The sequence below is a fragment of the Paenibacillus sp. 3LSP genome, from assembly GCF_032465655.1.
GTDB classification, from domain to species: domain Bacteria; phylum Bacillota; class Bacilli; order Paenibacillales; family Paenibacillaceae; genus Fontibacillus; species Fontibacillus barengoltzii.
This window is the reverse complement of the sequence record NZ_JAWDJI010000217.1, coordinates 1-17,648: the sequence shown is the minus strand read 5'-3', so window position 1 is coordinate 17,648 and position 17,648 is coordinate 1. Positions and strand designations below refer to the sequence as shown.

15 protein-coding genes and 3 pseudogenes are annotated in these 17,648 nt (G+C 51.5%); 12 read left to right on the top strand and 6 right to left on the bottom strand.

Going from position 1 to position 17,648, the window contains the following annotated elements:
- Nucleotides 1-158: 158 nt before the first annotated feature.
- Both RW092_RS18850 and RW092_RS18845 read right to left on the bottom strand, forming a co-directional pair.
- Nucleotides 159-827: a class II aldolase/adducin family protein gene (locus RW092_RS18850; RefSeq protein ID WP_316010971.1), complete on the bottom strand. Its 669-nt coding sequence runs from the start codon at nt 825-827 to the stop codon at nt 159-161.
- A gap of 54 nt (nt 828-881) precedes the next feature.
- Nucleotides 882-2,384, bottom strand: a complete 1,503-nt coding sequence (locus RW092_RS18845; RefSeq protein WP_212947917.1) for a rhamnulokinase — start codon at nt 2,382-2,384, stop codon at nt 882-884.
- 505 nt (nt 2,385-2,889) lie between these two features.
- Between RW092_RS18845 and RW092_RS18835 the strand changes: the two genes are divergently transcribed.
- Genes RW092_RS18835 through RW092_RS18825 form a run of 3 tightly spaced genes read left to right on the top strand, consistent with a single transcriptional unit; the run spans nt 2,890 to nt 5,902 of the window.
- Entirely contained in the window at nt 2,890-3,072 is a 183-nt protein-coding gene (locus RW092_RS18835) for a hypothetical protein (protein ID WP_316010970.1), read from the top strand.
- Nucleotides 3,060-3,578 carry an MFS transporter gene (locus RW092_RS18830; RefSeq protein WP_246537087.1) on the top strand — a complete coding sequence of 173 codons (519 nt, stop codon included), beginning with the start codon at nt 3,060-3,062 and terminating at the stop codon, nt 3,576-3,578. Before RW092_RS18835 ends, RW092_RS18830 begins: the two co-directional genes overlap by 13 nt.
- A gap of 44 nt (nt 3,579-3,622) precedes the next feature.
- Nucleotides 3,623-5,902 (top strand): glycoside hydrolase family 3 protein, encoded by a 2,280-nt coding sequence (locus RW092_RS18825; protein WP_316010969.1) that lies wholly within the window; start codon nt 3,623-3,625, stop codon nt 5,900-5,902.
- 137 nt (nt 5,903-6,039) lie between these two features.
- Here the strand turns inward: RW092_RS18825 and RW092_RS18820 are convergent, their stop codons facing one another.
- Both RW092_RS18820 and RW092_RS18815 read right to left on the bottom strand, forming a co-directional pair.
- Nucleotides 6,040-8,184 carry a YhgE/Pip family protein gene (locus RW092_RS18820; RefSeq protein WP_316010968.1) on the bottom strand — a complete coding sequence of 715 codons (2,145 nt, stop codon included), beginning with the start codon at nt 8,182-8,184 and terminating at the stop codon, nt 6,040-6,042.
- Nucleotides 8,185-8,271: 87 nt separating this feature from the next.
- Complete coding sequence (locus tag RW092_RS18815) at nt 8,272-8,799, bottom strand: YfiT family bacillithiol transferase (RefSeq protein ID WP_316010967.1); 528 nt, start codon at nt 8,797-8,799, stop codon at nt 8,272-8,274.
- A gap of 203 nt (nt 8,800-9,002) precedes the next feature.
- Between RW092_RS18815 and RW092_RS18810 the strand changes: the two genes are divergently transcribed.
- Nucleotides 9,003-9,542: an RNA polymerase sigma factor gene (locus RW092_RS18810; RefSeq protein ID WP_316010966.1), complete on the top strand. Its 540-nt coding sequence runs from the start codon at nt 9,003-9,005 to the stop codon at nt 9,540-9,542.
- Nucleotides 9,539-10,927: a DUF4179 domain-containing protein gene (locus RW092_RS18805; protein WP_316010965.1), complete on the top strand. Its 1,389-nt coding sequence runs from the start codon at nt 9,539-9,541 to the stop codon at nt 10,925-10,927. Before RW092_RS18810 ends, RW092_RS18805 begins: the two co-directional genes overlap by 4 nt.
- Before the next feature lie 109 nt (nt 10,928-11,036).
- On the opposite strand, the gene RW092_RS18800 is transcribed toward RW092_RS18805, so the two are convergent.
- Nucleotides 11,037-11,780, bottom strand: coding sequence for a polysaccharide deacetylase family protein (locus tag RW092_RS18800; RefSeq protein ID WP_156124578.1), 744 nt, complete (start codon nt 11,778-11,780; stop codon nt 11,037-11,039).
- Between the two features lie 164 nt (nt 11,781-11,944).
- Here RW092_RS18800 and RW092_RS18795 point away from each other — a divergent pair, with 164 nt between their 5' ends.
- The 4 genes and pseudogenes from RW092_RS18795 to RW092_RS18780 all read left to right on the top strand — a co-directional run bounded on the left by RW092_RS18795 (nt 11,945) and on the right by RW092_RS18780 (nt 14,336).
- The gene (locus RW092_RS18795) at nt 11,945-12,625 is read left to right on the top strand and encodes a histidine kinase (RefSeq protein ID WP_316010964.1); all 681 of its coding nucleotides are present in this window, start codon (nt 11,945-11,947) and stop codon (nt 12,623-12,625) included.
- A complete protein-coding gene (locus RW092_RS18790) occupies nt 12,609-12,782 on the top strand; it encodes an ATP-binding protein (protein WP_316010963.1) in 174 nt (57 codons plus the stop codon). The genes RW092_RS18795 and RW092_RS18790 overlap by 17 nt, the downstream gene beginning before the upstream one ends.
- Nucleotides 12,779-13,686: pseudogene (locus RW092_RS18785) on the top strand (GNAT family N-acetyltransferase). Before RW092_RS18790 ends, RW092_RS18785 begins: the two are co-directional and overlap by 4 nt.
- 194 nt (nt 13,687-13,880) lie before the next feature.
- The gene (locus RW092_RS18780) at nt 13,881-14,336 is read left to right on the top strand and encodes an NUDIX hydrolase (protein WP_316010962.1); all 456 of its coding nucleotides are present in this window, start codon (nt 13,881-13,883) and stop codon (nt 14,334-14,336) included.
- Nucleotides 14,337-14,339: 3 nt separating this feature from the next.
- Here the strand turns inward: RW092_RS18780 and RW092_RS23865 are convergent.
- Nucleotides 14,340-15,493 (bottom strand): annotated as a pseudogene (locus RW092_RS23865) (MFS transporter).
- Nucleotides 15,494-15,917: 424 nt separating this feature from the next.
- On the opposite strand from RW092_RS23865, the pseudogene RW092_RS18765 reads away from it, so the two are divergent.
- The 3 genes and pseudogenes from RW092_RS18765 to RW092_RS18755 form a co-directional block, all read left to right on the top strand.
- Nucleotides 15,918-16,085, top strand: a pseudogene (locus RW092_RS18765) (LysR family transcriptional regulator); the annotation flags it as partial.
- 62 nt (nt 16,086-16,147) lie between these two features.
- Nucleotides 16,148-16,348, top strand: a complete 201-nt coding sequence (locus RW092_RS18760; RefSeq protein WP_316010959.1) for a type 2 periplasmic-binding domain-containing protein — start codon at nt 16,148-16,150, stop codon at nt 16,346-16,348.
- A gap of 471 nt (nt 16,349-16,819) precedes the next feature.
- Nucleotides 16,820-17,368, top strand: coding sequence for a GrpB family protein (locus tag RW092_RS18755; RefSeq protein WP_085279809.1), 549 nt, complete (start codon nt 16,820-16,822; stop codon nt 17,366-17,368).
- The last annotated feature ends 280 nt before the right edge of the window (nt 17,369-17,648 follow it).

Genomic DNA, 17,648 nt, shown 5'->3' with positions numbered 1-17,648 from the left:
TTGTCACAACGTGAATCTCTCAGATTTTGGCTAGGCTACATTCCGAATTCATGTTTAAATTATGTACTACAAGCAGAACAAGATCCGGAAAGTAAGAAGTTTATTTTGTCATGGTCCAGAGAACAACATGAGAGAGCGATCTCCAACCGTTTTAAACGTTATTTCAGCTTCTGCAGCAGCTGTACGCGGTAAGCCTCGCTCTCGAGCGACTGAATTTCCTTGTATTCCTCGTCCGTGAGCACTTTCGGCGTGCCGGCGGCTTTGGCGGCAAGATAGATTTTCGCGCTTTCCTCCACCACTTCGGTGCGGTAGTAAGCCTCGCGCAGGTTTTTCCCTGTCGTGACCAAACCGTGGTTTTCCAGCAAAATCGAGTTGTATTGCCCGACTTTCGCGGCAACCGCATCCGCCAATAAATCCGTCGTCGGCAGCACGTACGGCACGAACGCGACTTCGCCGACGAGCGCGGCCTGGTCCGGGAACAGCATCGGCAGTTCCTTAGCTACCAGCGTCAGCGCGATGCAGTAGGCGGGATGCGTATGCACGATGGCCTGAATATCCGGATTTTCGCGGTAAGCATACAGGTGCATCAGCACTTCCGACGAGGGCCTGAATTCCGTGTCGAGCACCTTGCCGGGCCCGATCTCTACGCGGATCCATTGATGCGGTTCGATATCTTCCAATGCAAAACCGCTGGGGGATAGCAGCATCAGATCGCCGGCCTTGGCGCTGATGTTGCCTCCGGGCCCTACGACCAGCCCTTTGGCGACGATCTTGCGGGCGTAAAGCGACAGCTCTTCGCGTACTTGTTGTTCCAGTGATAACGTCATCTCTCCATGCACTCTCCTATCCGATGATTCAACCGATCCGCGGGGCGGAACGGTTCATGAGTCTTCCGTTTTTTGAAGCATCAGCCGCTGCTCGTATCCGCGGTAACGCTCTTCCCATTCCGCGGCGTCTTCAGGCATATAAATTTCCGGCGGGAAGGACCGGCGCACCACCTCGCGGATGTCCGCCAAGCCGCCGACTTCTCCGTGAGCTTTGGCCTGCATCATGAGGTTTCCGATGGAGGTGGCTTCCACCGGTCCCGCGACGACGGTTCTGCCGGTAACGTTAGCAGTCAGCCGGCAGAGAAGCCTGTTCTGGATGCCGCCCCCGACCATGTGGATTTGCTCGATGCGTTTGCCGGTCAATTCTTCGATTTCGTCCAGCGTCTGCCTGTATTTAAAGGCAAGGCTCTCCAGAATGCATCTCACGATTTCGGGTCGTGACTCCGGCACGGCCTGCCCCGTGGAGCGGCAGTATTCCCGAATCCGCTGCGGCATGTTCCCCGGCGGCAGGAAAACGGCGTCCCCCGCATCGACGTAACTGCCGTTGCGCGGGGCGTGCTGCGCCATTTCCGTCAGCTCGGCAAAGCTAAGCTCCGTCCCTTCGAGCGCCCACGTCCGGCGGCATTCCTGCAGCAGCCATAACCCCATGATGTTTTTGAGCATGCGGATGTTGCCTTCCGTACCGCCTTCATTGCTGAACAGCAGCTGCCTGCTGCGTTCGGTCAATATCGGCTCCGCCAGCTCGATTCCCATAAGCGACCAGGTGCCGCTGCTGATAAAAGCATACGGGGCATCCCCGGCCGGAACGGAAGTAACGGCTGCGGCCGTGTCATGGCCCGCGGCCGCAATGACCGGCATCGCCTCGAGCGACAGCTCGGCGCCAATGTCCTGTCGGACCGTTCCGACGGGCGTTCCCGGCATGATGATCGGATTCAGCAGCGACGACGGGATCGAAAGGCCGTCCAGTACGTCCGCGCTCCAGTCCCGTCGGGCGGCGTCAAGCATGCCGCTTGTGCTGGCGATGGTGTATTCGCTTGCCATCGTGCCGGACAGGTAGTAATGGAACAAGTCGGGCATAAACAGCATCCGCAAGCCGCGGTCGTTTTGCGCAAGCCGCAGCTCTTCGTCCGCAAACAGCTGATACACGGTATTGATGCTGGAGGATTGGATCCCGGTTCGGGCGTACAGCTCTTTTTCGGGGATGCGCTTCAAGGCTTCCCTCATAGGCTTCTCGGTACGAAGGTCGCGGTAATGATACGGGTTGCTTACCAAACGTCCCTTGGGATCGACCAGACCGTAATCGACGCCCCACGTATCCACGGCGATGGAAGCGGGCGTGCGTCCAAGCTGCAGTTTTGCTTTGGTCATCCCCCGCTTCAGCTCATGGAACAATCGCAGAAAATCCCAATGAAGCCTGTCGCCGAGCTGCACGGGCTCGTTGTCGAAGCGGTGGACCTCCTGAACGGAGATCCTTTCGCCGTCAAAATGTCCGATGACCGCCCTGCCGCTGCTTGCGCCAAAATCGACCGCCATCATCTTCAATGATTTCGTGCTCATATCAATCACCTCATCGATTCTCCGCGAAAAACCCGCCAATCATCTGCCTGATGTTTTTCGGGCGTCTCGGTCCGCTGACGCTGATTTACGCGTTGTCCCGCGAGCGCAAAAAGGATTTGTACAACTACCCGGAGGGCCAGATCATCATCGGATAACCGTCTGTGCCCCGTCCGAACCGCAAAAAAGTCGGCAAACCGTCATTCGGTCGCCGGACTTTTTGCATTCCCGCTAAAACTTCGGATCTATCGATTGGGCGCCTGCCGCCCGCGTCCTTCGCCTTCCTGGTTCGTGCCCGCTTTCGGCTTCTGAGCTTCATGCTGCCGCAGACCCAGGTTCATCCAGAACCGTCATTCCTTCCACAGTTTCGTGAACAAACCCGGCTTTCTTCCGACAAGCCCTTTTTCGATCGCATAACGCGTCAGTTGAACCCGGTTTTCCAGATGAAGCTTCTGCAAAATGTTTTTCAGAAGGAAAAGTGGAAATTATCCGCGAGCATAACACGGCCGTGCCGCTCGGCGAAAAGCTGAGCAAAATTTACCCTAGCCTGCGGCGATTCCCGGTGTTTTCCTGGGCGGTCGCTTCGAAATTTCTGATGATGATGGGATACTGCAGCAGCCTTTACCTCACGGTGATGCTCGTCAACCGGATGGGTTACACGGAAGCGCAGGCGACACCATGGCTACCGTGAACATTATTTCCACGATTGCCATGGCGCTGACCAGTATCTTCGGCGGGATGTTGTCGGATAAATTCCGCAAGCAAAAACCGTTCTTGTATTTGTCTGCATTCATTATGGTGATTGCCGTTCTGGTATTCGCGTTTGTTCCGCATTACACGGCTTATGTCGTCGCATCGGCAGTGCTTGGCCTCGGCTTCGGCTGTTTCTCCGCCGTCGATATGGCTTTGGTGGCGCGCATTCTGCCGCGCAAAGAAGATTCGGCGAAGGACTTCGGCATCATGAACGTGGCAAACGCCTTGCCGCAATCGATCGTTCCGGCGATTGCGCCGCTTCTGTTAAGCGCAGGCACGTCGATTGGAATTGGCGGCTGGACGTTCTTCTACCTCGTTCTTGCCATATTCACGGCAATCGGCATGATCTCCATCAAGCCGCTGCCGGAAGTAGGCGAACCCGTAGCCACGGAGAACGGAGCAGAAACGGCGGGCATCAACCTTGCGGCAGGCAACATAAACTGAACGTAACACTCGGATAAAAACAAAGAGAATCGGGGAGAGCGAACATGAGAAACCATACTTCAGACACGATCAATAAGACAGTAGAAACCGTTCGATACGTAAAAAATCCCGGCGGCCCCACGCTGGGCTACAGCGAGGAATCGGGCGTGGGCATCATCGAGCAGGACGGCTTGTTCTTCAAGGATTTAAGCCGTGACGGCAAGCTGGACAAATACGAGGACTGGCGGCTGTCGCCGGAGGAGCGGGCGAAAGATCTGGCCTCGAAAATGACGGTCGAGCAGATTGCCGGTCTGATGCTGTACAGCCGTCATCAGTCGATCCCCGCCCTCAGTACCGGCTGGTTTGCAGGCACGTACAGCGGGAAAACGTATGAAGAGAGCGGAGCGAAGCCTTGGGAACTGACCGATGAGCAGATCGCATTTTTGACCAAGGACCATGTGCGGCATGTGCTCGTAACCACGGTGGAAAGTCCGGAAGTTGCGGCACGCTGGAACAATAAAATCCAGGCGTTTGCCGAAGGCACCGGGCTTGGCATTCCGGTGAACAACAGCTCCGATCCCCGCCACGCTTCGGATTCAAGCTCCGAATTCAACGCGGGTGCGGGCGGCCATATCTCCATGTGGCCCGAGACGCTCGGCCTAGCAGCTACTTTTGATCCCGAGATCACGAAGAAGTTCGGGATGATCGCTTCCCGGGAATATCGCGCGTTAGGGCTGGCAACCGCCCTGTCTCCGCAAATCGACATTGCTACAGAGCCGCGCTGGTTCCGGTTTAACGGCACGTTCGGCGAAGATTCGAAGCTCGCCGCCGATCTGGCCCGGGCTTATGTCGACGGCTTCCAGACTTCCGAAGGCGAACGGGAAATCGCGGACGGTTGGGGTTATGACAGCGTCAATGCGATGGTGAAGCATTGGCCGGGAGGCGGATCGGGCGAAGCCGGAAGGGACGCCCACTACAGCTGCGGGAAGTATGCGGTGTATCCGGGCAACAACTTTGACGAACATCTGGTGCCTTTTGTTGACGGGGCATTCAAGCTGGACGGCAAAACAGGGAAGGCGTCGGCCGTCATGCCGTATTACACGATCTCCTTCGGCCAGGACACCGTAAACGGCGAAAATGTCGGCAACTCCTATAACTCGTACCTGATTAAGGATTTGCTGCGCGGGAAATACGGGTATGACGGCGTCGTATGCACGGACTGGATGATCACGGCCGACGTCTCCGGTCCCAAGGATTCTTTTCTGAGCGGAAAACCATGGGGCGTGGAGGATTTGACCGTGGCCGAGCGCCATTACAAGCTGCTGATGGCGGGCGTTGACCAATTCGGCGGCAACAATGAGATCGAGCCGGTGTTGGAGGCTTACAAGATCGGGGTTCGAGAACACGGCGAAGCCTATATGCGGGAACGCTTCGAGCAATCGGCCGTCCGGCTGCTGAAAAATATGTTCCGCCTCGGCTTGTTTGAAAATCCGTACCTCGATCCACAGGAAAGCGCCAAGCTGGTCGGGAACCCCGAATTTATGCGGGAAGGTTACGAAGCACAGCTAAAATCGATCGTCATGCTCAAAAACAAAAACGGGGTGCTCCCGCTTCGCGCGAAAAGCAAAGTTTACATCCCCAAACGTTTTCTCCCGCCGGGAAAAGACTGGTTCGGCCATCCGACGCCGGAGAGCTATGATTATCCGGTCAACCTGGAGGTTGTCTCGAAATATTTCGAAGTTACGGATCAACCGGATGAAGCGGAATTCGGCCTTGTCTTTATCGCATCCCCGAAGTCCGGCACAGGCTACAGCCAAGAGGACGAGGAGCGGGGCGGGAACGGTTATGTGCCGATCAGCCTGCAATACAAGCCGTATACGGCGGAATATGCCCGGGAAGTCAGCCTGGCCGGCGATGAACACGGGAATGAACCGCGAAACCGTTCTTATAAAGGAAAAACCGTCATTCCGCACAATACGACGGATTTAAACATGGTGCTGGAGACGAAAGAAAAAATGAAAGGCAAACCCGTCATCGTCTCGATGCTGTTGAGCAATCCCACGGTCGTTTCGGAGTTTGAAGCCGAAGTGGATGCCATTCTGGCGAACTTCGGCGTTCAGGATCAGGCGATGATGGATATATTGACGGGAGCAGCGGAGCCGTCCGGGCTGCTGCCGATGCAAATGCCCGCCCATATGCGCACCGTCGAAGAGCAGCTGGAAGATGTCGCGCACGACATGGAATGCCATGTCGATTCGGAGAATCACGTATATGACTTTGCCTTCGGGTTGAACTGGAGCGGCGTAATCGAGGATGAGCGAACGAAGAAATACCGTAGAAGCTGACCAGGCATTTTGTTTCGTTCATTCCCATGAAAAAGGCCCTGTTCCGCAAGCGATTCATATCGCTTTCGGACAGGGCTTTTTCTGGCACGGGAAGCTGCCGTGACGTTTGCCACGCGGGTTGGAGCGGCGTACGGGCGTTAATGAATCAGCTTGCTCTCCTTGGCTTTTTTGACGAGTCCGGCCGAGAGCTGGTTAATGATGCCTTTCAGCGCCAGGCCGACCACCAGCGTGACGGCGGCATAAATGCACATGATCAGCAGGTCGTTCCGCACAATGGGCCAAATGATTCCGCCGACCGCTTCGCGCATCATGCTGATGCCGTACGTAAACGGCAGGAAGGGATGGATGGCCCGGAAAAAAGCCGGGGTCGTCTGAATCGGAAAGGTGCCGCCGGAACCGGCAAGCTGTAGCACGAGCAGGACGATCGCCAGCGCTTTGCCCACGTTGCCGAATACGGATACCAGCGTATAAACCATGAGCATAAACACGGCGCTGTTCACCATGCCAAACACGATAAACCACGGTTTGTCCACGACGTAGGTTCCGAGGATGTACATATCGCCGGCCGTGACCAGTACGGATTGCAGCAGCGCGATCGTCAGGAAGGTCAAAAACCGGCCAAAATACACTTCATAGTTTCGGTAGGGATGATCCCCGTGCACTTCCGTCGTCACGAGGGAAACAAGCAGCGTAGCTCCGACCCATAGCGCAAGGGTGCTGAAAAACGGGGACATCGCCGATCCGTAATTCGGAATCGGGTACAGTTTGTTTTCCTTCAGGACGACCGGTTCGGCAAAAACCTGGCTTTCCAGCTGGAAATTGTTTTTGAGGAGGCCGATGACCTCCTGCAGATTGCCTTTGCTTTCGAATTCCCTCATTTTGATGGCCAGCTCGGTAATCTTTTTTTCGACCGTCGGCAATTCCTTTTTGATCTGGGCCAGACCTTGGGTGCCGATCGCCAGGCCTTTGGATGCGTCGCTTAAAATCTTTTTCACGTCAGGCACGCTTTTCAGCGCGTCGCTGAGCGTGTCGCGGGTTTTTTCCGCCGTTTGCCGCGCCTGGTTCACCCCGCCGAGAATGGCCGGCTGGATTTCGCTGTCGTATCTGTCCAGGATGTTGCCGAGCAGCTCCGAGGCGTCCCCGGACACCTTGCCCAGCCGGTCGACCAGATCGGAAGCGGGTTTTTCGCCTTTTTTCACGGCGCTGCTGATGCTGCTGACGAGCGTCTGCTGCTCCTTCATTTTATCCTGCACCTGTTTTAGCCGCGAGCTGACGAAACCGAGTTTGTTGCCGGTCACCTTGTTCAGCTCATTAAACCACTCGATGAGCCGGGACTGCACCTTGAGCCCGATCTCGAGCCTGGAAGCTGCATGGTCCAGCATGCCCGTTACGACCGACGGGTCCACGTTCGGATCCTTCAGGGCGGAGGCCAGCTGCTGCGTCGAAATGGCGGTTTGCTGCAGCAAAAGCAGGTCTTGTTTGACGTTCGGAGCGATGTCTTTGGCGGCCCCCGATGCTTCGGTCAAAAAAGTGTCCAAACCGGACGCAAAGCGCTGCCCTTTTTCCGCGATTTCGGTCACGACAGGGAGACTGCTTTGGGCCTTTTTGACGAGTTTGTCGGTGGTTTTCGCGTCATTCATGGCGGTATTCACGACGCGGTTGATCTCCGGAAAATCTTTTTCCAGCCTGAAAATCAACGTCCGTACCCTTTCGATGGTCGGCAGCTGCTCCTGCAGCTCGATGCCGAGCTCGTTAAATATTTTAAAAATGGTGCCGTTGGCCGTTTGGACGAAGTTTTTGCTGACTTCCTGAATGATGCCGCTGGCTCCCGAGGTGGCAATTTTCGGGGATACGGCGTTTATTTTTTCGTTGACGTAATATAGAATTTCGGCTTTGGTGGGTTGATCGGAGAGAACGGTGGCGATCGTCGCCGAAAAGTTGTCGGGAATGATGATGCTCGCATAATAGTCCCCGTGTTTGACGCCCCTTATGGCATCGGCTTCGCTGACGAAACGCCAGCCCAGCTTGTGGTTGTCTTTCAAGGAGGAGATGACCTCGTTGCCAAGGTTGATGGGTTTGCCCCTGAGGGTGGTGCCTTTGTCGTTGTTCGCGACGGCGATGGCGATATCGCCGGTGTTGCCGTAAGGATCCCACGAGGCTTTAATGTTAAACCATGCATACAAAGACGGCAGCATGGCCAATCCAAGAATGATGACCAATGCCGCCCAGTTGGTGACGATATTTCGGATATCCCTGCCAAAAATAAGTGCAATGTTTTTCATGAAGTCGCATCCCTCGCCTATGGAACGGTTTTTGTTAGTATTTGTCGCTTTATCCTATGTTAACCGCTCAAGGCAAAAATGAAAACATTACCAATCCATTCTGCGGATCAGCGAGGTGATGTGGGCGAGATGATGGCGTCCATGCCAGGCATACAAGCCGAGATGGCGGTCCAGCGTCGTGCTACCGTTCACCGGGTGTATGTACGAGCGCTGCCAATCGTCTTCCTTCATGTTTTTGAGAATGAGGACCATGCGGGCGTGAACGCCCTCCAATATTCTAAGCGAAACCTCCGGCGCCGGAGCGGTGGAATCCACTAGTTCGGCCCAAAGATTTTCCTCGTACGGTTTAACCGTCGGCGCATCTTCGGTAAGCGCCAGCTTGATCCGCAGCATCGCGTTCATGTGGCTGTCGGCCAAATGATGCACCACCTGGCGAACGGTCCAGCCTCCCGGGCGATAAGGCGTATCCAGCTGCTCATCCGCAAGCCCGGCCACGGCATCCCTGACCTGGCCCGGAAGCGCCCGAAGCTGGTCGATCCAATAGCTGCGTTCGGCGGGACTGATCGTCTCGGACGGGGCAAATTCCCCGATAGGATAACGTAAATCGGAATTCATAACATGTACCTCCCCAATTGGAATGTCTCATCTTTTTACACCTGAAGCCCCTCTATATTTATTATATGTAGCTTCTTCCGTAAAACGATATTTTTCACAACTTTAATATAAGATCGCGCCGGTCTGCAGCATTTTTTTGCAGCTTGGACCGAACGGTTAGGCATTTCAAAGCGTATAGAAGGTAACGAGACAAGGGGGAAGCGATGTTGGGACTTCAGAACATATCCGAAGAACAAGCCAGGTCCTTATATAACAAACACTCGCCTTATGTGTACGGGATCGCGTTGATGTTGACCCGTTCAAGTCCGATGGCCGACGATATCATGCAGGAAACGTTTTTGCGGGCATTTCAAAAATTCGACCAATACGATCCATACAGACCGCTCAGACCGTGGTTGTGCCGCATCGCCGTAAACTTAGCCAAAAGCGCCATGCGCAAGCAGAGATGGCTTTTCTTTCAAGCGGACCCGCCCGACATCGGTGACGAATTCCTGGTGGAGGAATCGATGATGAAAAGCGAAAGCGAGCGGGAACTTTGGGAATCGGTGAACAGGCTTTCGGCCAAAAGAAAAGAAGTGATCATTTTGCATTATTATGCGGAGCTGTCGCTGCCCGAGGTGGCTGAAGCACTCCACATTCCTGAAGGGACATGCAAATCCTGGCTTCATGAAGCGCTAAAACAATTAAGGCGCAGCCAGACTTTGCGGCGGCACGAGGTTCGATGCGAGGAGGAGATGCAATGAGCGCGAAACGTGATCCGGTACATGCTGAACCAAACGTAACCGAGCAGGACCAAATCATGCGGGAGCATGCCGGGAGCATTCTTAGAAAATGGGAGGAACATCAACCCGTTGCGCCTTTTGAAGACGTATGGGACCGTTATTTATCGGCCGCGGAAACTAGTCGGAGGAAGCAGCAAATCCGGAACAGGTGGCGGGCCGCAGCCGCGACGTTCCTCGTGTTGATATTGCTTGGGGGAGCCGTCTTATTTTCCTCGCCGGAAGTCAGGGCGGCTTTGTCCCGATTTCCGTTCATGAAGATGCTGCTGGCCGACGGGGGGGTTGAGGAACAAGGGTTGTCGAAGATCGAAAAAGAAGGCCTCGGCGTGCATCTCAATACATCGGTCATCGACCGCAATATCCGGTTTACGATGGATGAGGTTTTTTATGACGGGGTTCAAATCGTATTAAATTACGACGTAGAGTATTTGGACAAAAAGAAAATCATCGGCGAAAAAGATGTTGCCGTACACTATGATCTGAAATTTGACGGGGCAGAGCCGACGGCATCGAGCACGCACAAATTTACGAAGTTGAACGATCATGCTTTTATCGGAAGCACGCTTATCGATGCTTATCAATATCTCGACGGCCATAAGCTGTACATGAATATCACGCAGATCGGCCAAGTCAAGGGCGATTGGTCCGTGACCGTTCCTTTGTCCGTCTCGAAAACGAGTCCGGATACCAAAATCTTTTTCCCGTATCAAACCGTGGAGACGAACGGCAGGACAAGAACGATCGAACGCATTACGTTCACGCCGGTCTCGACGCAGATCGCCATCCGTACCAGCGAATACAGGGAACACGAAATTTTTTACAGGCTGAGGGACGATCTTCAAACCGATTTTGCCACAAGCGGGGGCTTCGGAGGAGACTATGAAATAATCGGCAATTTCAGCCCGCCCTCCGCCATCAATCCGCATCCCAAATATGTGGAAGTGTTGTTCGACGATCCATCCGAAAAAGCTGAAAATTTCATTCGACGCGAGGAACAAGCGCCTTTGAATGACGCTTTTCCGGTCGTGTTGAAGGGCAGAAACGGCGGGAGGGTCACCGTTACCCGCGTGGATTATAAGGATGAAGGAACGATCCTTACCTACGAAGCAAGCGATGCCGAAAATCAAAGACCGACATTGATTCTTACCGATTCGAATGATAAGGAACATCACAGCATTGGCCAGCCGGTAAGAATCTCCAAAGAGCGGTTCGATTTTCAAATGAAATTCCCCAAACTCGAAAGCGGCTCGCTGACGCAGATCAACATGACTATGTACGACTACAAGCCAGGGTATGAACCGAAACCGCCGACAACGATCCGAGTGCCTCTCGACTGGTCCAAACCGTGATTGCTTTTCAGGCAAAAAAGGACATGGCAGGCAGCAACAATGCTGGCAAAATGCCATGTCCTTCGTTTGTTATGTTTGCGTTCCCTTGCTCCCAACCCGCCGGGTTATCTCAAGGAATGTTGTACTGCGCCAGCTCCGAGACCGTCACGAAACGGTAACCCCGTTTTTTCAGCTCAGGCAAAATTTCCTTTAACGCGTCCACCGTTTGCGACCTGCCTTCGACGTGGTCATGCATGAGCACGATGTCGCCGTTGCGGGCGTTGCCGAGCACTTTGTTGACGATTTTTTTGACGCCCGGGCGGTTCCAGTCCCACGTATCCTGATGCCAGGACCACATGACCACCAAATACCCGTTTTTTTTGCAGGTTTCGATCATCCGGTCGCTATAGTAACCGCCGGGAGGGCGGAACAGATACGATTTTTTTCCCGTCGCTTTGAAGATGGCCTCCTGCGTGCGGAGCAGTTGGCTTGCGATCGTTTCCGCGGAGCTGCCGCGGTTGAAATAAGCATGGTCGTACGTATGGTTTCCGAGCTCATGCCCTTCGGCCACTTCGCGCCGCACCAGCTCGGGATGTTTCTCCACCTGCTTGCCGACGACAAAAAAAGTGGCTTTGGCATCGTATTGCTTCAGCAAATCGAGAATCTGCCCGGTTTCCTCCGGATCCGGCCCATCGTCAAAGGTAAAGGCGATCACTTTCTCCCTGTTCGGTATTTCCCAGACGACATCCCCGCGTTGTTCGTAATATTCCCGCCCTTTATTTCCGGAAGGGGCCGCGGCCGCCGGAGCGAGAATTCCGGTCGCCAAGACGGCGGCACAGGCCGTCAGCAGCATCCTCCGCATGTAAATTTGCATGGCTTCAACCCCTATATGTAATGGTGTCCATGACCCGTTCCCAAAGTTCGTAGATAGTATGCGACGGAGAGGAGGCGAACATACATGGCATGGCCCAGAGGGGTCAGGCATTTTTCCCGGCTTCATGCTACAATATGTTGAAAAAGCCTCTTCGGGAGGGCCTTATGTCTTATACGCAAATCAAATGGATGATTTTGATCGTTCCGACGCTGACGGTCGGGCTGTGGGAATATGTGCGCCATACGCTGTTGATGCCGTATTTGTCGATGGAGGCGGGGAATTTTTTGACTCCGGTCATCGTCTTTCTGATCAGCATGACGCTGCTCAGCCAGCTGTTTCACCGGCTGGAGCAGGTTCAGGAGGAGCTGAACAAGGAACTTGCGGAAAATGCGGCGTTGGCCGCGAGGGATCTTTTGGCACGGGAACTGCATGACGGCATCGCCCAGTCGCTGTTTCTGTTGTCCGTCAAAATGGACCGGGCGGAAGCGCGGCAGCATGGGCTTGCGGCGCAAACCGAGTTCAAGGAAATGCGCAAGCTGGTGCATGAGGTGAACCGTTACGTTAGACAAGCGATCGCGAACTTGCGTTTTCAGGCGAATGCCGACGAACAGGAGATCGAGGATTCCATGAAATCGCGGATCGAGCATACGGCCAAGGAAACGTTCATCCATCCTTCGATCCAATGGGACATCCCCGACCCGGTTTTTACCGCCAAGGAAAAAAGTGGAGCTGCTCGCCCGCATCCGCGAAGCGCTGCTCAATGTCCGCAAACATGCCCACGCGGATCTGGTGAAGGTGACCGGCAGCGGGGATGCGGAGGCTTGGGTGGTGCGTATCGACGATAACGGCAGGGGAACGATCCTGGACCCTTTTCAAATGAAAGACCGGTACGGGCTGCGGATCATGAAGGAACGGGCGCAGGAGCTGAGATGGCAGGTCGATTTTATCCCGCTTTCCAAGGGGAGCCGGGTCGAGATCAGAAAGGGAGCTGAAACATCATGAGCACGTATCGCGTTTTGATCGCCGACGACTCCGCGCATGCCCGCGAGGCGGTAAACGAGATTTTATCCGGGGATGCTTCGTTCGAGGTGGTGGGACTGGCCACAAGCGGGGAGGAGGCCGTTCGATGACCGAATCCCTGATGCCGGATCTCATTCTGATGGACATCCAGATGCAGGGAATCGGAGGGCTTGAAGCGACGAGGCAGATCAAGCTGCGGTTTCCGTACGTCAAAATCGTGATCATTACCGTTTCGGACGATGCGTCGCATTTGTTCGAAGCGTTGAAGCAAGGGGCGCAGGGGTATTTGCTTAAAAACTTGTCCCCTTCGACCTGGATCGAATATTTGCACGCGATCATGAGCGACGAGGCGCCGCTTAGCCGGGAATTAGCCACGCAAATTTTGCGCGAATTTCCGTTGGCGGCCAAAAGCCCGGAGCATCATGAGACGCTGACCAACCGGGAGCGCGAAATTTTGAACTGGGTGGCGTCGGGTTTGACCAACAAAGAGATCGCGGCGGAACTGCATATTTCGGACCAGACGGTAAAAAAACACGATGATTCTCTACATCTGATTGTAGAGGATACAAATAGAAGAAAAATAGGTTATGTAATCATTCAAGGGATGAAAAATCCGAATCGTTGTTATGAGATCGTTCGAATCAATTTGAGTGTGAGGAACCAAGGTTACGGTAAGAAAGTCATGAAATGGATATTAGATTATTTGTTTAATCAATTGAAAGCCCACAGAGTCTGGCTAGATGTGAAGGAAGGGAATCAGAGAGCCTTTCATGTATATCAATCGCTTGGATTTAAGGTGGAAGGCACTTTGCGTGAATGTATAAAGAAGGAAAGCCACTATGAATCATTAATAATAATGGGATTATTAAGAACCGAATATAGCTGACCAATCGAGGAAGTCAGAGACTTCATATAACACCGTATTCACGCATCCGGCATGGTGATGGTGCCTTAAGACGGTGGGACGTCGTGAATACAAAAACGTTATCTGAAACCAGCGAAAGGAAAAATAAATGAAGGCACATCTGTAGTTTTATGTGATAGAAAGGACCGATAAAGACAAGACTAGGAGGATCTTAAGTGGGATATATCATGGAGCTCCGAAAGTTGGTTGGCACAAGACCAATCATTCTGGTTGGCGTGACAGTTATAGTTAAGAACGCTGAAGGACATGTATTACTTCAGAAGAGGACGGATAGTTATGACTGGGGAACTATCGGTGGCTCGCTGGAACTCGGAGAATCCTTCGAAGAAGCGGCAAGACGTGAGCTTTTTGAAGAAGCAGGATTGAGAGCTGAAGAATTACTTTTTATAACTAATCTATCCGGAAAAGATTTCTACTATAAATACCCTCATGGGGATGAAGTTTACAATGCCATAGCTGTATTTGAGGCGATTAAGGTGCAAGGAATACCAACTATAAATGATGATGAAGGACTCGAATTAAAATATTTCTCACTTGAAGAACCGGTAGAAAACCTAAATCCCAATAGTTATATGATTCTAAAAAAAATAGGATATATAAGGAATTGGTAGAGACTAAATCTGAAAATTCCAATCTCGAACGTTATCAGAAAAAACTCGGCGACCTCTCCCCGCCACAGAATATCGGGAAGCGATCGCCGCTGAGCTTCGAACTTTTTTATGTCTACTACTTGCCGGGGTTGCGACCAGCACTTCTCGGTCTGACTCCTTTTTGGATCCGATGAAAAGCTGCACGATAATCATCGCTACGGTGACAGCGGCAAGTCCGACGAAGGCGAAAACAAAGCTGCTTGTCATATCTTGAATCCATCCAACCAAAATCGGTCCAAGCGCCCCAATTACATATCCCACCGATTGTGTCATGGCGGACCAAGAGCTTGCATCTTGTGCGTTCGAGGTTTCTTCAATCGGTAACATCAACGCGATAGGGAAGAGACCGCCGTTGCCGATGCCGAGCAGGATCGCAGCAAGCCATGGTGAACTAGAAAAGATGATAAGTAGTATCCCGGCTAAATTAGACAAAGCGCAGGCAATCATCCATAGAAGTCGATTGGAAAAACGATGCATCAACATCGGAATCAAAAATGTTGCCGGAATTTGAACCAATGTAGAAAGTGTAAGCATGTTACCAGCATAAACCTTACTGTACCCCATATTTGAGACGGCTGGTGCAAGCCATGCGGTAACGGAGTAGAACGCGATAGCCATCATTCCGAAAAATAGGGTCAAAAGCCATGCTCTACTATTTCTCCATTTCGATCTGCGTGTCTTACTACAAATAACCACCAGGCTGGCAAAGCAATAGCGGCAAGGATTGCCCAAAAACCTAATGCGGATCGCCAAGAGCCATTAAAAGCATTTTGGAAGGGAACGGATAGTCCTGCGCTTAGGGCTGCTCCAATCACCATTGCTACGGAATAGACGCCGATCATGGAGCCGACCTGGTTGGGAAAATAACGTTTAACGAATCCAGACAAAAGCGGACCAGCAGATGCAATACCGATACCAGCGATGAGTGCTGTAATTAGCAGGAATGTATAAGAAGGCGTAAACCAACGGACCAAGGTAGCTCCTCCCACGAGCAATAGAGCTATCGATAAGATCCGTTCGATGCCATGTCGAAGCCCCAACTTAACAGCTATCGGGGAGAAGAGTCCCATACATAGAACCGGTATAGAGGTGAGAAGACTGGCAGAGGATGCGCTCATTCCGAGATCGTTCCGAATGGTCTCTAAAAGCGGCGAAACTGAGGAAATCACCGGCCTCAAGTTTAAAGATGCCAAAAATAGGGCTATTACTAAAAGTGTTGAACGTTTCATTTTTTCTCTCCTTACTCTCCTTACTTTCTTCCTAAATCCGTGATCATCATCCACCCTGATATCCTCTATGCTTACTTGGGATTATTCGAGTCGGCCGATTTGTTGCGCTTACGTGGGAGGGATGCATATTACCTTTCACAAAAAAATTGTAGTGATATTGGATTGGGGGGTTCGTCTGTATCACGGATTTAGGTTTTTGTATATGATGTTTTTCATATTTGCTAAGTTTAAAATATATAATTTGATTGATCAATATAATGATTTCTATTAAAATAATAAGAAAAACGAATGATTGTTTAGAGATGGGGCAACTATGGATCTTAGGCAATTAGAATACTTTGTTGCTGTATGCGAGGAACTGCATTTTACCAAAGCGGCGGAGAAATTAGGCATGTCGCAACCGACACTCAGTCAGCAGATACGTTCATTGGAAAATGAAGTAGGGACGCCGTTGTTTGATCGGATTGGCAAACGGATTGTACGGAGAGGCGCCGCCAACTCCGATGGCGAAATCCTGATCTTTTGCCGACAAAGAATCTGGCGGTGAACAATATTGGCGCGACAATTCAACCTTTACCACTTATTTTATCTATGAATGATCCCGAGTTACGTACCATCAAGATCAAGAGGGGCCCAACTCGCACCATCGGTATTATTTATCGCGCTGACAGGTTTCTTAGCCATGCGGCGCAAACATTTATCAAGAAATTACAGGATAATTTACAAGGGATAAATCCGATATGAAGGACCGTGTGGAGGGATACTCCGCACGGCTTTTTGCTTTAGTGGGGAAGATAACACAATTCTTTTAACCCTAGAGCAGATTTATGATTGATAATTTCATGTCTAAATGTATAATCATGGAAGGAGCTCAAACAACAATGACCCAGCCTAAGATATGAGCGATCTTTGGCTGGGGTGGCATACATCTACATTTTCTTTTTTATATGGGGGCTGTTCTATTTGGCTTTCTTATTGGAATGTTCAGTAAACCAGTAACGAGACATTTTGATCTAATTATAACCATACCTGCCAGCGTATATTTTGGCGTGGTCATTTTTAGAAGCATTGAAGAAGATCTAAATACCAAAATGATCTTTTTGATCCTCATCATATTCATCATTATCGTTTCTGAAACCATCGAAAATCTATTATTTCGTAAGTTACGAAGAGGTAACACAAACTAGAAGGTTGAGGTCTTGAAGGAGACGAACCATGGAAGAAGATCAATGGAGAATAGCAGCGTATGATCCGGAATGGAGAGACATGTTCCTTGAGATGGGCACGCAATTAAGGAAATCTCTTGGGGAAATTGCGGTTCGGATCGATCATGTGGGGTCCACTTCCATCATTGGGATGGATGCGAAGCCTATCGTGGATATTCAAGTTTCTGTTGTTGATTTTGACTCCGATGATCTGTATCGGCACAAGATCGAATCCTTAGGGTTTGTTTGGCGAAAAGATAATCCGGATAAGACGAAGAAATACTTTCGTGAGATGCCAGGTAAACGACGGACCCATATTCATGTCAGACGTCATGGGAGTTTTTCAGAACAAATGACCCTGCTATTTAGAGATTATTTGCGGGTTCATCCCGGGGACTGTAAAAAGTATTCCAAAGAGAAACATCAACTCATGCGTTTATATAAAGATGATCGGCCTAAATATGTTGAAGGCAAAGGACCAATCGTTTGGGAAATTCTCCACCGAGCCCATTTGTGGTCTCAAGAAGTAGGATGGATACCAGGAAAATCGGATGTGTAAAGTTATTTGTACCGTATAGGAGGCTAGATGAATTGAAGAAATTTGTAGCATTCATTTCTATAATACTGATCCTATGTAGTTGTTCTAACTCCACAATTATTTTTAAAGGCGAGAGTCAAAACTGGTCCTCCACTTATACGGTCAAACATGTAAACAGCGAGTTTCATCAAACGATCTTGAAAATAAAATACAAAGGAAAAAATCTAAAAGACATTAGTGGAATTAAACATGAAATCGGAATGTGGATAACTCAGGCCTGTGGATAACCCGCCATCGCACT